The organism is Citrobacter farmeri (assembly GCF_019048065.1).
Classification (GTDB): Bacteria; Pseudomonadota; Gammaproteobacteria; order Enterobacterales; family Enterobacteriaceae; genus Citrobacter_A; species Citrobacter_A farmeri.
The window spans coordinates 3,685,812-3,699,213 of record NZ_CP077291.1; the positions used below are offsets into that span (position 1 = coordinate 3,685,812).

Below are 13,402 nucleotides of genomic sequence, written 5' to 3' on the forward strand. Positions count from 1 at the left end.
GTCGGTTTAAGTTGGCCGCTATTCTGCCGCTTTATAACGCTGACGCGACAAGGATGTTGCACTTCAACTGTCTGCTCATTTAAAAGGATTGATGGGTGATCATTGAACGGGATATCCCGAATCATTTTGAAAATGCCTTTCAGTACGATGACCCTGAGGCACGCAGGTACACATATCCGGCATTTGTGCGCCAGCAAGAGCTGAAAAAGCATAATGAAAAGCAATCAGCAGTCGCCCCGATTGCCGCACGGGTGCCGCTTATTGAACCTGTCGATCTCTTGCTGGCAGGAACGGTGACAATTGTCTCCATCGTACTGCTGCTGTTTGCCTGTTAGATGATGGTATTTTCTTTCAGGATCCGGCGCGCGCCGAGAAAGTGATCCTGCCAGAACGGGTCGGATAACTGACTCACCCGAATAGTTTCGCCGGTACGCGGTGACTGGATAAACTGCCCATCCCCCAGATAGACCCCCATATGATCGGCAATCTCCTGGCTGTGAATATGGAAAAACAGCAGATCGCCACGGCGCAGGTCGCGGTGAGAGACAATCGTTGCCCGACGATAGTGATACATTTCATTTGCCGTGCGCGGTAATTTCGCCGCCAGGATTTTGTTGTAGGCGTAGAAGACCAGCCCGCTGCAGTCAAATCCGCGATCCGGATTGATGCCTCCCCATACGTAAGGTTTCCCGAGTTGCTCTTCCAGGCGATGTATGGCCACTTCCGTGATGTTCTGCAAGTGGTCACTGCTGAGGAAATCTTTATTTTCCGCCAGCGCCTGCCAGCGATGACTGTCCGCACGCAACGGTCCCGGAAACCACTCCGGATGCTGTTCAAGCAGCACACGGTTGTGCTGGCGCAGCGCTTTTTTGCTGGCCGGCGTTCCGGAGACTATATAATGCGCCTGCCTTCTGAGTTTCGCCTGATATTTACCGAGCAGTCGTTCGCGGTTATGCATCCGCAGCTTCGCGGCATAGCTTAATGTCTGATGGGAAGATGCTGCAGACCACGGTGAATAAATGACGCACAACGATAGCAGCCCCGGCAGAATGAAGCGCGGAGCACCTGAAAAAAACATAAAAAAACATAACCTAAATAAACAGTGAGGCCACAGTTTAACCAGGCGATGAAATGACCAGGCTTAATAATCAATAATTAAAAAATTAATGGTTTATTATCAGTGAATTGCATAGCAAGGACTCCTGTTGGCGTCCCTGACATCCTTTCTTCAATAACGGACAGAGCAGGTCAGGTTCTGACTGCGCTCACGACAAACGTGCTGTATAAATTGTAAACGCATCATGAGAGACTTGCGAAAAACTGTCGTGGTGTTAATGTGAGCGCACCAAATCCAGATTAGTCCGATTTGGGGATCTTATTATTTGCCGTTCTGGCGTGTGCAATCGTTTTATCAAGGAACAAGCAGTATGCGTAAAATCGCATTATTTATTGCGATGCTTTTGATCCCGTGCGTGTCATTCGCCGGCCTGCTGAGTAGCAATAGCTCCACAACGCCGATCAGCAAAGAATATAAGCAGCAATTGATGGGATCGCCGGTCTATATACAGATCTTCAAGGAAGAGCGCGCGCTCGATCTCTATGTCAAGATGGGTGAACAGTATCAACTTCTCGACAGCTACAAGATTTGTAATTACTCCGGTGGTTTAGGTCCAAAACAGCGCCAGGGGGACTTTAAAAGTCCGGAAGGTTTTTATAACGTCCAGCGCAGTCAGCTCAAACCCGATAGCCGCTTTTATAAAGCCATCAATATTGGTTTCCCGAACGCCTATGACCGCGCGCACGGTTACGAAGGCAAATATCTGATGATTCACGGTGCCTGCGTCTCCGTCGGCTGCTACGCCATGACCGACAGCGGCATCGATGAGATTTTCCAGTTTGTCACTGGCGCGCTGGTCTTTGGGCAGTCGAGTGTTCAGGTCAGTATTTATCCCTTCCGCATGACCGATGCCAACATGCAACGCCACAAATATTCCTATTACAAAGAGTTCTGGTCGCAGTTAAAGCCGGGATACGATTACTTTGAGCAGACCCGCAAGCCGCCGACCGTTTCTGTTGTCGACGGCCGCTATGTGGTCAGCAAGCCGTTGAGTCACGAAGTGGTCCAGCCGCAGCTGGCGTCAAACTACGCGCTCCCCGAGACAAAATAATGCCCATTCGCCTGGCATAATCTTTTGCCAGGTTTCGTTTCCTGTCAGCGGTTGCGTGGCAATGACAGTGACCACATCGTTGGGTGTGGTCTCTGAGCTGAAATCAATTTCTACATCCTGATCCAGTAGCGTCGCCACACCAAACGGCGCGCGGCGGGTGATCCAGAACAGATTCGTTGAGCAGAATGCCATCACGTAGCGGCCATCTGACAACAGCATGTTAAAGACCCCTTTCTCACGCAGTACGCCTGCCAGCGTGGCGATATACCTGAACACTGCCGTCATATTGCCAGGCGTACGCGGGTAGCGCTGGGTGAGTTTGTGCAGCAGCCAGCAGAATGCCTTTTCGCTGTCGGTTTCACCGACCGGGCGAAAATTGCCGGTTTCCAGCGTTTTATAACCCGAAAGCTGCCCGTTGTGCGCGTAGGTCCAGTTGCGGCCCCACAGTTCGCGCGTAAAGGGATGGGTGTTCTCCAGCGCCACTTCGCCCCGGTTCGCCTGGCGAATATGGGCAACCACGGAGCAGGATTTGATCGGGTAGTCCTGTACCAGTTTGGCGATGGGGGAATTAAAGCTAGGTTGCGGATCTTTGAACGTCCGGCAGCCTTTGCCTTCATAGAAGGTGATGCCCCAGCCGTCTTTGTGCGGCCCGGTTCCTCCTCCTCGCTGAACCAGCCCGGTAAAACTAAAGCAGATATCGGTAGGCACATTGGCGCTCATCCCGAGCAGTTCGCACATACATCACCTCCACAACAGCGGGGGCGTAAGGCCCCCGGCGAAGACTTATTTAACCATTTCTTTTTCGATCAGCTGAATCAGGATATGAATCACTTTAATATGAATTTCCTGAATACGGTCAGCATAGCCGAAATGCGGAACGCGGATTTCGATATCGGCGGTACCGGCCATTTTGCCGCCGTCTTTACCGGTCAGGGTGATCACTTTCATCCCCTTCTCGCGCGCCGCGGCGATGGCTTTGATCACGTTACCCGAATTGCCGGACGTTGAGATGCCTAACAGCACATCGCCTTCGCGCCCTACCGCTTCCACATAACGGGAAAAGACGTAGTCGTAACCGAAATCATTGCTGACGCAGGAGATGTGGCTGACGTCGGAAATCGCAATGGCCGGATAGCCCGGACGGTTTTCGCGATAACGCCCCGTCAACTCTTCTGCAAAGTGCATGGCATCACAATGAGAGCCGCCGTTACCGCAGGACAGTACCTTACCACCCGCTTTAAAACTGTCTGCCAGCAGGACCGCCGCGCGCTGAATAGCGTGAATATTGGCGTCATCTTTTAAAAAATTAGCCAGCGTTTCCGCCGCTTCGTTCAGTTCGTTACGAATAAGATCCTGGTACATGAGGATATCCTTCAGCATGAATGTAAATGACAGGATGCAGTGTACCGGATAGCACTGGCAGCGAGAAGCATAAGCCACACCAATGGCGACGGCTTTTGATTTTTCGTGCCGCGGAAAACGGCAACAATGTGAGCTTTGTTGTAATTATTTTGTAAACACATTGATAAAAGATTTTACATCCACTACAACCATAACATCACAAGTGGTCAGACCTCCTACAAGCAAGGGAGCTTTTCGTTATGATGATTTTGAGTATTCTCGCTACGGTCGTTCTGCTCGGCGCGCTGTTCTATCACCGCGTGAGCTTATTTCTCAGCAGCCTGATTTTGCTCGTCTGGACAGCGGCGCTGGGTGTTGCCGGACTGTGGTCCGTCTGGCTGCTGGTGCCTCTGGCCATTATCCTCGTGCCATTCAACTTTACGCCGATGCGTAAGTCGATGATCTCCGCGCCGGTTTTCCGCGGCTTCCGTAAGGTTATGCCGCCGATGTCACGTACGGAGAAAGAAGCGATTGATGCCGGTACCACCTGGTGGGAAGGCGATCTGTTCCAGGGCAAACCGGACTGGAAAAAACTGCATAACTACCCGCAACCGCGTCTGACCGCCGAAGAACAGGCGTTCATCGACGGTCCGGTAGAAGAAGCGTGCCGTATGGCGAATGACTTTCAGATCACTCATGAGCTGGCCGATCTGCCGCCGGAGCTGTGGGCATTCCTGAAAGAACATCGCTTCTTCGCGATGATCATTAAGAAAGAGTACGGCGGGCTGGAGTTCTCCGCTTATGCGCAGTCTCGCGTTCTGCAAAAATTGTCCGGCGTCTCCGGGATCCTGGCGATCACCGTGGGCGTTCCGAACTCTTTAGGCCCTGGCGAACTGTTGCAGCATTACGGTACGCAAGAGCAAAAAGACCATTACCTGCCCCGCCTGGCGCGTGGTCAGGAGATCCCTTGTTTCGCATTGACCAGCCCGGAAGCGGGTTCCGATGCGGGGGCTATTCCGGATACCGGTGTCGTCTGCATGGGTGAGTGGCAGGGTCAGCAGGTGCTGGGGATGCGCCTGACCTGGAACAAGCGTTACATCACGCTTGCGCCTATCGCTACCGTCCTGGGACTGGCGTTTAAACTTTCCGACCCGGATAAACTGTTAGGCGGCGATGAAGAACTGGGGATCACCTGCGCGTTGATCCCTACCTCCACGCCAGGGGTGGAAATTGGTCGTCGTCATTTCCCGCTGAACGTCCCGTTCCAGAACGGTCCGACGCTCGGTAAAGACGTATTTGTGCCGATCGATTACATCATCGGCGGCCCGAAAATGGCCGGTCAGGGCTGGCGTATGCTGGTGGAATGTCTGTCGGTAGGTCGCGGCATTACTCTACCGTCAAACTCTACCGGCGGGGTGAAATCCGTCGCGATGGCGACCGGTGCCTACGCCCATATTCGTCGTCAATTTAAAATCTCCATCGGTAAGATGGAAGGGATCGAAGAACCACTGGCACGCATTGCCGGTAACGCCTACGTAATGGATGCAGCAGCGTCCCTCATCACCTACGGCATTATGCTGGGTGAGAAACCGGCGGTGCTGTCGGCTATTGTGAAGTATCACTGTACCCACCGCGGCCAACAGTCGATTATCGACGCGATGGATATTACCGGCGGCAAGGGCATTATGCTTGGCGAAGGTAACTTCCTCGCGCGGGCCTACCAGGGCGCGCCGATTGCTATCACTGTGGAAGGTGCCAACATCCTGACCCGTAGCATGATGATCTTTGGCCAGGGGGCGATTCGTTGCCATCCGTATGTGCTGGAAGAGATGGCGGCGGCGCAGAACAATGATGTGAATGCGTTCGATAAACTGCTGTTCAAACATATCGGCCACGTCGGCAGTAACAAGGTGCGCAGCTTCTGGCTGGGTTTGACGCGCGGCTTAACCAGCCAAACGCCCACCCGCGATGCGACGAAGCGTTATTATCAGCACCTTAACCGTCTGAGCGCTAACCTCGCGCTGCTCTCCGACGTTTCGATGGCGGTGCTGGGCGGCAGTCTGAAACGCCGCGAGCGCATCTCCGCCCGTCTGGGTGATGTGTTGAGTCAGCTATATCTGGCCTCTGCGGTACTGAAGCGTTATGACGATGAAGGCCGCCATGAAGCCGATCTGCCGCTGGTTCACTGGGGCGTTCAGGATGCACTGTATAAAGCGGAACAGGCGATCGACGATCTGCTGCAAAACTTCCCGAACCGTCTGGTTGCCGGGCTGCTGAAGGTCGTTATTTTCCCAACCGGTCGTCACTATCTGGCCCCGTCGGACAAGCTGGATCACAAAGTCGCGAAAATTTTGCAGGTTCCAAGCGCCACCCGTGACCGCATTGGTCGTGGTCAGTACCTGACGCCGAGCGAGCATAACCCGGTGGGATTACTGGAAGAGGCGCTGCTGGACGTGATGGCCGCCGACCCAATCCACCAGCGTATTTGCAAAGAAATTGGCAAAAACCTGCCGTTTACCCGTCTGGATGAACTGGCGCAAAACGCCCTGGCAAAAGGCTTAATCGACAAAGAGGAAGCGGCCATTCTGATCAAGGCGGAAGAAAGCCGTCTGCGCAGCATTAATGTGGATGATTTTGAACCAGAGGAGCTGGCGACGAAGCCGGTAAAGCTGCCAGAAAAAGTACGTAAAATCGAAGCCGCATAACGCTTATGCATAACCTTTTAGCCTCGCTTCGGCGGGGCTTTTTATCGCCCACGTTTCCTGAAAGCACGTGCTACAGTGTCAGAATGCTGTTCAACAAGGAGGCCCTACCGTGCCTGGTTTGAAAATTACGCTGCTGCAACAACCGCTGGTCTGGATGGATGGCCCGGCCAATTTGCGTCACTTCGACCGTCAACTGGAAACCGTAACCGGACGGGACCTGATCGTTTTACCGGAGATGTTCACGACCGGTTTTGCGATGGAAGCCGCCGGGCAGTCGCTTACGGAGGAGCAGCTTATCGCCTGGCTGCGCGCTAAAGCGCAACAGACCGATGCGCTGGTGGCCGGGAGTGCCGCCATCTCCGGTGAGCAGGGGGCGGTGAATCGCTTTTTTCTGGTGGAGCCGCAAGGGACAGTTCACTTTTATGACAAGCGCCACCTGTTTCGCATGGCGGACGAACATCATCATTACCAGCCAGGCAACCGCCGTGTGATCGTGGAATGGCGCGGGTGGCGCATTCTCCCGCTGGTTTGTTATGACCTGCGTTTCCCGGTGTGGTCACGCAATCTGAATGATTACGATCTGGCGCTGTATGTCGCCAACTGGCCTGCTCCCCGCTCTTTGCACTGGCAGACACTGCTGGCGGCGCGCGCTATCGAAAATCAGGCATATGTTGCCGGGTGCAACCGCGTCGGCACCGACGGTAACGGCCATCATTATCGTGGAGACAGTCGGGTTATCAATCCCCAGGGGGAAGTGATCGCCACGGCAGAAGCCCATCAGGCCACGCGCATTGATGCCGAACTGTCGCTAAGTGCGTTGAAAGAGTACCGGGAAACCTTCCCGGCCTGGCAGGATGCCGATGATTTCACACTGGGTTAATATTTAGCAAAGCTAAAACGGCGAAGTCCTGAGTCATTGCTGACTCAGGACTTCTGAATGTTGGCGGAACGGACGGGACTCGAACCCGCGACCCCCTGCGTGACAGGCAGGTATTCTAACCAACTGAACTACCGCTCCGCGTTGTTCCCCTTGGGAACGAAGCGAATATTACGGATTGCCACGCACCTCGTCAACGCTTTTTCTCGCGTTTTTAATCGTTTGCTGTAAAAATCGCCCAGGCGACGATTTTTACCTCATAAACAGACTTTCTACGCCCGCCAGAGGCAACTTCCCCCTTTCTTTTCCACCAGGTCGAGGCGCGATTCATGGGCTGCCACTTCCTCGTCAGTGGCGAAAACGACGCGTAATTTGCTGGCCTGACGCACAAGTCGCTGGATCCCCGTATTGTCCTGCCGTTGGGTTTCCCCCTCCATCGAAAACGCCATCGTCGTCTGCCCACCGGTCATCATCAGATAAACATCGGCCAGAATCTGGGCATCGAGCAATGCGCCGTGCAGCGTACGCTTGCTGTTGTCTATCTCATAACGCGAGCACAACGCATCCAGGCTGTTACGCTTGCCAGGAAACATCTTCCTCGCCAGCGCCAGGCTATCCGTGACTTTACAGAAGGTATTCGTTTTCGGGATATCACGATTGAGCTTACCGAACTCGTAGTCCATAAAGCCGATATCAAACGACGCGTTATGAATGACCAACTCCGCCCCGCGGATATAGTCGAGAAATTCATCCGCCACCTCGGCAAAGGTTGGCTTATCCAGCAGGAACTCATCCGCAATCCCGTGGACGCCGAACGCTTCCGGATCCACCAGCCGGTCTGGCTTCAGATAGACATGGAAGTTATTCCCCGTCAGACGGCGGTTTACTACCTCGACGGCACCGATCTCAATGATCTTGTGTCCTTCGTAGTGCGCGCCAATCTGGTTCATACCGGTGGTTTCGGTATCGAGGACGATCTGTCGTGTAATTGCAGTGCTCATAGCGGTCATTTATGTCAGACTTGTCGTTTTACGGTTCGATTCAATTACAGGAAGTCTACCAGAGATGCTTAAACAGGTAGAAATTTTCACCGATGGTTCGTGCCTGGGCAATCCAGGTCCGGGTGGTTACGGTGCAATTTTACGCTATCGCGGGCGCGAGAAAACCTTTAGTGAAGGCTATAACCTCACAACCAATAATCGCATGGAACTGATGGCGGCGATAGTCGCCCTGGAAGCCCTGAAAGAACAGTGCGAAGTCATTTTGAGCACCGACAGCCAGTATGTGCGCCAGGGAATCACCCAATGGATCCACAACTGGAAAAAACGCGGCTGGAAAACCGCCGACAAAAAACCGGTAAAAAATGTCGATCTCTGGAAGCGTCTTGATACCGCACTCGGGCAGCATCAGATCAAATGGGAGTGGGTAAAAGGGCATGCCGGTCATCCGGAAAACGAGCGTTGCGATGAGCTTGCCCGTGCAGCCGCAATGAGCCCCACTCAGGAAGACGTTGGCTATCAGCCCGAAGCCTAAACGTCCGGCTTACGATACTGCCTGGTCGCACCGACAGCCTGAGGTATCCGCGCTTTCGCTTTGTTCTGTTTCATTGGATTGAGCGTAAGTGGAATCGTTCTCTTGCGCGCCACAATCACCTGCATACAGCCCAGTGCAGGAAGGTGCGCACTTAACATCGTTCCCCCCTGCTTTTTCCATGGCAACACGTGAAACCGACTGTAGTGCAGCACCTCAAAATTCAGCAGCGACAGCCAGTCCAGTTGGCGCATCAGTGTAAACATACGACTATTATAAGGCGAAGATTTACGCAATACCGGCACCAGTTTGCGTAGTCCCATCAGACTTACCGGGTTGAATCCGCTCAGCACCAGCCAGCCATCATCAATGAGTACCCGATCGGCTTCACGCAGTAAGCGATGGGGATCGGCGCACCAGGGTAGCGTGTGCGCCAGCAGACAGACATCGACAGATTTGTCGGCAAAAGGCAGATGAAGCGGATCGGCCTGTACCTGGACCGGTGAACCTTTGGCAGAAACATTAACCTGATGCGAAACCGCACAGGATTCGGAATTGATTTCTGCACTTAAATTGCCCACCTTAAGCAGGTGAAAACCATACATTTTTGCAAACCATGGGTTTAGCTGTTTTTCCAGCGCCTCACGATAGTACTCTCCCCAGGGCAAATCGCCCCAGCGATCGGGTGCTACGAGTGTTTGAGGGTTCCTTGCCGGTTTCATCACAACCATCCGTTATGCATAGACATAGATAGAGAGGTAATTTATGAATCTTAACAGTATTCCGGCGTTTCAGGACAATTACATCTGGGTTCTGAGTAATGATGAAGGACGTTGCCTGATTGTGGACCCAGGTGACGCCGCGCCGGTGTTAAAAAGCATTGCTGAAAATCAGTGGCAGCCGGAGGCCATTTTACTCACCCACCATCATCACGACCATGTCGGCGGCGTGAAAGAACTGATACAGAACTTTCCTGAGCTAGTGGTTTACGGACCGGCAGAGACACAAGATAAGGGGGTCACTCATGTAGTCGAAGATGGCGATTCCGCCCTCATTTTGGGGCATGAATTTAGTATATTTGCTACTCCCGGTCACACTTTAGGACATATCTGTTACTTTAGCCACCCTTATCTTTTTTGCGGTGACACGCTGTTCTCTGGTGGTTGTGGACGCCTGTTCGAAGGTACTGCAAGCCAGATGTATCAATCGCTTAAAAGAATATCCGCACTTCCAGACGATACACTTATTTGTTGTGCTCATGAGTATACTTTAGCAAATCTAACGTTTGCACTGAGTATCCTACCGCACGATTCGTTCATAAATGATTATTATCGTAAAGTTAATGAGTTACGGGTAAAAAAACAAATGACACTACCCGTTATTCTGAAAAATGAGCGGCAAAATAATATTTTTTTAAGAACAGAAGACATTGATTTAATTAATGAAATTAACAAAGAAACAATATTGCAACACCCTGAAGAGCGATTTGCCTGGTTAAGGTCAAAGAAAGACAGCTTCTGATAATTCCTGGTTGCCTTTTCAAAACTTCGCCGTTATGATCGGTCGTCTTTTAAGCAACTATTGACACACACATGAAGGCAAAAGCGATCTTACTCGCCTCTGTCCTGCTCGTGGGTTGCCAGTCGTCTCAAAACGCTGGCAATGTCCAACAGCACGCACAGAGCCTTTCTGCAGCTGGTCAAGGGGAAGCAGGAAAGTTTACGAGTCAGGCACGATGGATGGACGATGGGACGTCCCTCGCGCCGGATCAAGACTTGTGGGCTTTCATTGGCGACGAGCTAAAGATGGGAATTCCGGAAAATGACCGGATTCGCGAACAAAAACAGAAATATTTACGCAATAAGAGCTATCTCCACGATGTAACCTTACGGGCAGAGCCGTATATGTACTGGATAGCCGGGCAAGTTAAGAAACGTAACATGCCGATGGAACTGGTACTACTACCCATAGTGGAGAGCGCTTTTGATCCTCACGCGACGTCTGGCGCCAATGCCGCAGGCATCTGGCAGATCATTCCGAGCACGGGGCGCAATTATGGTTTAAAACAGACCCGCAGTTATGACGCGCGTCGCGATGTTGTGGCTTCCACAACCGCAGCGCTCGACATGATGCAGCGTCTGAACAAAATGTTTGACGGTGACTGGCTGCTGACCGTTGCGGCTTATAATAGCGGCGAAGGTCGGGTCATGAAGGCGATCAAAACGAACAAAGCGCGTGGGAAATCCACCGATTTCTGGTCGTTGCCATTGCCTCAGGAAACGAAGCTGTACGTGCCAAAAATGCTGGCTCTGAGTGATATTCTCAAGAACAGTAAACGTTATGGCGTACGTCTGCCAACCACAGACGAAAGCCGTGCACTGGCGCGTGTTCGTTTAAGCAGTCCGGTTGAAATGGCGCAGGTTGCCGATATGGCGGGTATTCCCGTCAGCAAGCTGAAGACATTTAATGCTGGTGTGAAAGGCTCCACGCTGGGCGCAAGCGGCCCGCAATACGTGATGGTACCAAAGAAGCATGCGGAGAAGCTGCGTGAATCTCTGGCATCTGGCGAAATTGCAGCGGTACAGTCCACGCTGGTGGCAGATAACACCCCGCTGAATAGCCGTAGCTATACCGTTCGCTCTGGCGATACGCTTTCCGGCATTGCTTCACGTCTCGGCGTGAGCACGCAGGATTTGCAACAGTGGAATAGACTGCGCGGTTCAACGCTGAAAGTAGGTCAAAGTCTGACTGTGGGTGCTGGTAACAGTGCACAACAGTTGGCTAAAAACAGCGACAGCATTACCTATCGTGTACGTAAGGGCGATTCGCTTTCAAGCATTGCCAAACGTCACGGCGTTAACATCAAAGATGTCATGCGCTGGAACAACGATACGGACAATCTGAAGCCCGGCGATCAACTGACGTTGTTTGTGAAAAACAACAACACGCCAGACTCCTGATAGCTCGCAATATTAAAAGGCACCGATTCCCCCGGTGCCTTTTTTATTTATGCCGCTTTATGTGCTTCTGCCATGATGGTATCGCTGGTAAACGATCCCTCGTCCTGTAAGGCGAAGTAGTTTTTCACCTCTGCAGAGGCGCTCACCTGATAAAGACGAATGGCATCCACCAGTTCAGCAGGCGTACGCATTCTCGCCACCCATGAACTGAACTCCAGCGGCAAACGATCGGTTATCAACGAATCGACAATCAGGTTTGCGTCATTCATCAGCGCCAGCCACTCGCCGCTGGAATAGTTGCGAACGTGCGAGGTATCGCGCAATGCTTCAACCGTCTGTAACCAGACATCGCGAACCGGATGTCCTGGTGACATCACATCCATAATAATCAGCACTCCGCCCGGTTTTAATACCCGATGGACTTCACGCAGCGCTCTGCCGACATCGTGCCAGTGATGGGCCGAGTAGCGGCTGATAACGACATCAAAGAGGCCATCCTCAAACGGCAGGCTTTCAGCATAACCCTGCGTTGTGGTGATGTTGGTTAATCCCTTCTCTTTTGCCGCCTGCGCAACAACCTCAAGCATCTGCGAAGATAAATCGTAAGCCACCACCTGTTTCACATTCTGAGCGGCGATAAAGCTGGCATGCCCGGCGCCACAGCCCATGTCCAGCACACAGGCCTGTGGGAAAGCAGACAGACGTTCAGCCAGTCGCTGTAAGTCACGACCAGATGCATGTACGGTACTGGTTAAATAGGCGTTAGCCTGAGAGCCAAACTGCTTTTCGACGTTGTCGTGGTGGGAGTGTGTTGTCATTATGCTGTCCTTTGGTTGTTTGCAAGATAAAGGGCAGCACCACTACAGGTCTGCCCCAACGGCAGACCTGACACACCTTACTGCACAGGTTTGCCGGGACTGAATTCAACGAGTAGCGGATTGTGATCGGATGCACGCGTGACCAGTACAGAAGCCTCGCTAACGTTCAGACCACGATAAAAGACAAAATCCAGAGGACGACCAAACGCACGACGGCGCTGATCGTCAGTAAAACGCACCTGGCGCAGCGACATTTCGCGCGCGAAGCGATACAGCGCATTCATACGGCGTCGGCTCCAGGCATTAAAATCTCCGGCCATAATCACTGGCCCACTGTGATGCGCAATCTGGTCACCGATGGGAAGTAACTGTTTACTATACACATCGACCCCCAGGCTAAAGTTAACCGCATGGATATTAACGACCATCAACAGTCGCGTATCTGGTAATGGATAAACGGTGACCAGTGCCGATTTCGCCAGTCGCAGGATAGGCTCACGCTCGCGAAGCGGGCAACAGTATACAGGATGGGCAGATGAGAGCGTCATCACCCCTGAAGGATGCTGAGGCAGCACAAATGCCGGCACCTGATCGGCCGCCAGGTAATTCGCCGTCGCAAACCTCACCAGTTCCGGCGTCGTCTGTGCTTCCTGTAACAACACCAGATGCGCATCTTTACCAAAATTTTTCAGCACCGAAAGCCATTCCGCTCGCTGCTGCTTAAAGATATTCCACACCAGGATACGGATCCGATCCTCACTGCTTAACGGCGCCCCGGCGGGTAATGCCTGGCCGATGCTCGAAAATGACCCGGGCGGCAAAATCCGCTCAGCGGGTTGTCCGGCAACATAGCGCATGGCATAGGTGTTTTTTCGCACTTTTGACTTTCAAACCTCTGTAACGTCAACCAGCCCGGAGCCGGACTGGTTCTTCTGTTATAGGGATTTTAGCTCACACTTTCAACGACCAATTGCAGATTGTTTTGTAAGCACGCGCTTACATC

The 13,402-nt window shown here is 52.6% G+C and carries 14 protein-coding genes and 1 tRNA gene; 7 read left to right on the forward strand and 8 right to left on the reverse strand.

From position 1 onward, the window contains the following. The first annotated feature begins 95 nt into the window (after window positions 1-95). Window positions 96-335: a hypothetical protein gene (locus I6L53_RS17310; protein ID WP_042324811.1), complete on the forward strand. Its 240-nt coding sequence runs from the start codon at window positions 96-98 to the stop codon at window positions 333-335. Here I6L53_RS17310 and I6L53_RS17315 read toward each other — a convergent pair. Further along, the gene (locus tag I6L53_RS17315; RefSeq protein ID WP_072015762.1) at window positions 332-1,078 is read right to left on the reverse strand and encodes a C40 family peptidase; all 747 of its coding nucleotides are present in this window, start codon (window positions 1,076-1,078) and stop codon (window positions 332-334) included. The two genes, I6L53_RS17310 and I6L53_RS17315, sit on opposite strands and share 4 nt — an antisense overlap. Before the next feature lie 349 nt (window positions 1,079-1,427). Between I6L53_RS17315 and dpaA the strand changes: the two genes are divergently transcribed. Then, window positions 1,428-2,168 carry a peptidoglycan meso-diaminopimelic acid protein amidase gene (gene dpaA, locus I6L53_RS17320; RefSeq protein ID WP_042324816.1) on the forward strand — a complete coding sequence of 247 codons (741 nt, stop codon included), beginning with the start codon at window positions 1,428-1,430 and terminating at the stop codon, window positions 2,166-2,168. Here dpaA and I6L53_RS17325 read toward each other — a convergent pair. Then, window positions 2,139-2,906, reverse strand: coding sequence for a class II glutamine amidotransferase (locus I6L53_RS17325; RefSeq protein ID WP_042324817.1), 768 nt, complete (start codon window positions 2,904-2,906; stop codon window positions 2,139-2,141). The genes dpaA and I6L53_RS17325 overlap by 30 nt on opposite strands. Window positions 2,907-2,951: 45 nt before the next feature. Then, entirely contained in the window at window positions 2,952-3,530 is a 579-nt protein-coding gene (gene lpcA / locus I6L53_RS17330) for a D-sedoheptulose 7-phosphate isomerase (RefSeq protein ID WP_028017728.1), read from the reverse strand. Window positions 3,531-3,769: 239 nt separating this feature from the next. Between lpcA and fadE the strand changes: the two genes are divergently transcribed. Then, window positions 3,770-6,214, forward strand: coding sequence for an acyl-CoA dehydrogenase FadE (gene fadE, locus I6L53_RS17335; RefSeq protein WP_042324819.1), 2,445 nt, complete (start codon window positions 3,770-3,772; stop codon window positions 6,212-6,214). A 109-nt stretch (window positions 6,215-6,323) separates the two neighbouring features. Continuing rightward, window positions 6,324-7,094: an amidohydrolase gene (locus I6L53_RS17340; RefSeq protein ID WP_042324821.1), complete on the forward strand. Its 771-nt coding sequence runs from the start codon at window positions 6,324-6,326 to the stop codon at window positions 7,092-7,094. Between the two features lie 61 nt (window positions 7,095-7,155). Here I6L53_RS17340 and I6L53_RS17345 read toward each other — a convergent pair. Together I6L53_RS17345 and dnaQ are read right to left on the reverse strand one after the other, a co-directional pair. Beyond that, a tRNA-Asp gene (locus I6L53_RS17345) sits at window positions 7,156-7,232 on the reverse strand. Between the two features lie 131 nt (window positions 7,233-7,363). Beyond that, entirely contained in the window at window positions 7,364-8,092 is a 729-nt protein-coding gene (gene dnaQ / locus I6L53_RS17350; RefSeq protein ID WP_084196665.1) for a DNA polymerase III subunit epsilon, read from the reverse strand. Here dnaQ and rnhA point away from each other — a divergent pair. Beyond that, window positions 8,046-8,624, forward strand: coding sequence for a ribonuclease HI (rnhA, locus tag I6L53_RS17355; RefSeq protein ID WP_198034316.1), 579 nt, complete (start codon window positions 8,046-8,048; stop codon window positions 8,622-8,624). The genes dnaQ and rnhA overlap by 47 nt on opposite strands. Here rnhA and I6L53_RS17360 read toward each other — a convergent pair. Next, window positions 8,621-9,343: a class I SAM-dependent methyltransferase gene (locus I6L53_RS17360; protein ID WP_042324827.1), complete on the reverse strand. Its 723-nt coding sequence runs from the start codon at window positions 9,341-9,343 to the stop codon at window positions 8,621-8,623. The two genes, rnhA and I6L53_RS17360, sit on opposite strands and share 4 nt — an antisense overlap. A gap of 43 nt (window positions 9,344-9,386) precedes the next feature. On the opposite strand from I6L53_RS17360, the gene gloB reads away from it, so the two are divergent. Continuing rightward, a complete protein-coding gene (gene gloB, locus I6L53_RS17365) occupies window positions 9,387-10,142 on the forward strand; it encodes a hydroxyacylglutathione hydrolase (RefSeq protein WP_042324829.1) in 756 nt (251 codons plus the stop codon). Window positions 10,143-10,213: 71 nt separating this feature from the next. Continuing rightward, window positions 10,214-11,581 (forward strand): murein transglycosylase D, encoded by a 1,368-nt coding sequence (gene mltD, locus I6L53_RS17370; RefSeq protein ID WP_042324832.1) that lies wholly within the window; start codon window positions 10,214-10,216, stop codon window positions 11,579-11,581. 47 nt (window positions 11,582-11,628) lie between these two features. Here mltD and I6L53_RS17375 read toward each other — a convergent pair whose 3' ends face one another. Together I6L53_RS17375 and I6L53_RS17380 are read right to left on the reverse strand one after the other, a co-directional pair. Next, complete coding sequence (locus I6L53_RS17375) at window positions 11,629-12,399, reverse strand: class I SAM-dependent methyltransferase (protein WP_042324833.1); 771 nt, start codon at window positions 12,397-12,399, stop codon at window positions 11,629-11,631. 77 nt (window positions 12,400-12,476) lie between these two features. Beyond that, window positions 12,477-13,277 carry an endonuclease/exonuclease/phosphatase family protein gene (locus I6L53_RS17380; RefSeq protein WP_042324835.1) on the reverse strand — a complete coding sequence of 267 codons (801 nt, stop codon included), beginning with the start codon at window positions 13,275-13,277 and terminating at the stop codon, window positions 12,477-12,479. Between the last annotated feature and the right edge of the window lie 125 nt (window positions 13,278-13,402).

Bases quoted from the DNA above. Each gene is read 5' to 3' on its own strand.
- fadE (WP_042324819.1), top strand. From the start codon at position 3,770: ATGATGATTTTGAGTATTCTCGCTACGGTCGTTCTGCTCGGCGCGCTG.
- dnaQ (WP_084196665.1), bottom strand. From the start codon at position 8,092: ATGAGCACTGCAATTACACGACAGATCGTCCTCGATACCGAAACCACC.
- I6L53_RS17360 (WP_042324827.1), bottom strand. From the start codon at position 9,343: ATGAAACCGGCAAGGAACCCTCAAACACTCGTAGCACCCGATCGCTGG.
- lpcA (WP_028017728.1), bottom strand. From the start codon at position 3,530: ATGTACCAGGATCTTATTCGTAACGAACTGAACGAAGCGGCGGAAACG.
- mltD (WP_042324832.1), top strand. From the start codon at position 10,214: ATGAAGGCAAAAGCGATCTTACTCGCCTCTGTCCTGCTCGTGGGTTGC.
- I6L53_RS17375 (WP_042324833.1), bottom strand. From the start codon at position 12,399: ATGACAACACACTCCCACCACGACAACGTCGAAAAGCAGTTTGGCTCT.
- I6L53_RS17315 (WP_072015762.1), bottom strand. From the start codon at position 1,078: ATGTTTTTTTCAGGTGCTCCGCGCTTCATTCTGCCGGGGCTGCTATCG.
- gloB (WP_042324829.1), top strand. From the start codon at position 9,387: ATGAATCTTAACAGTATTCCGGCGTTTCAGGACAATTACATCTGGGTT.
- dpaA (WP_042324816.1), top strand. From the start codon at position 1,428: ATGCGTAAAATCGCATTATTTATTGCGATGCTTTTGATCCCGTGCGTG.
- I6L53_RS17325 (WP_042324817.1), bottom strand. From the start codon at position 2,906: ATGTGCGAACTGCTCGGGATGAGCGCCAATGTGCCTACCGATATCTGC.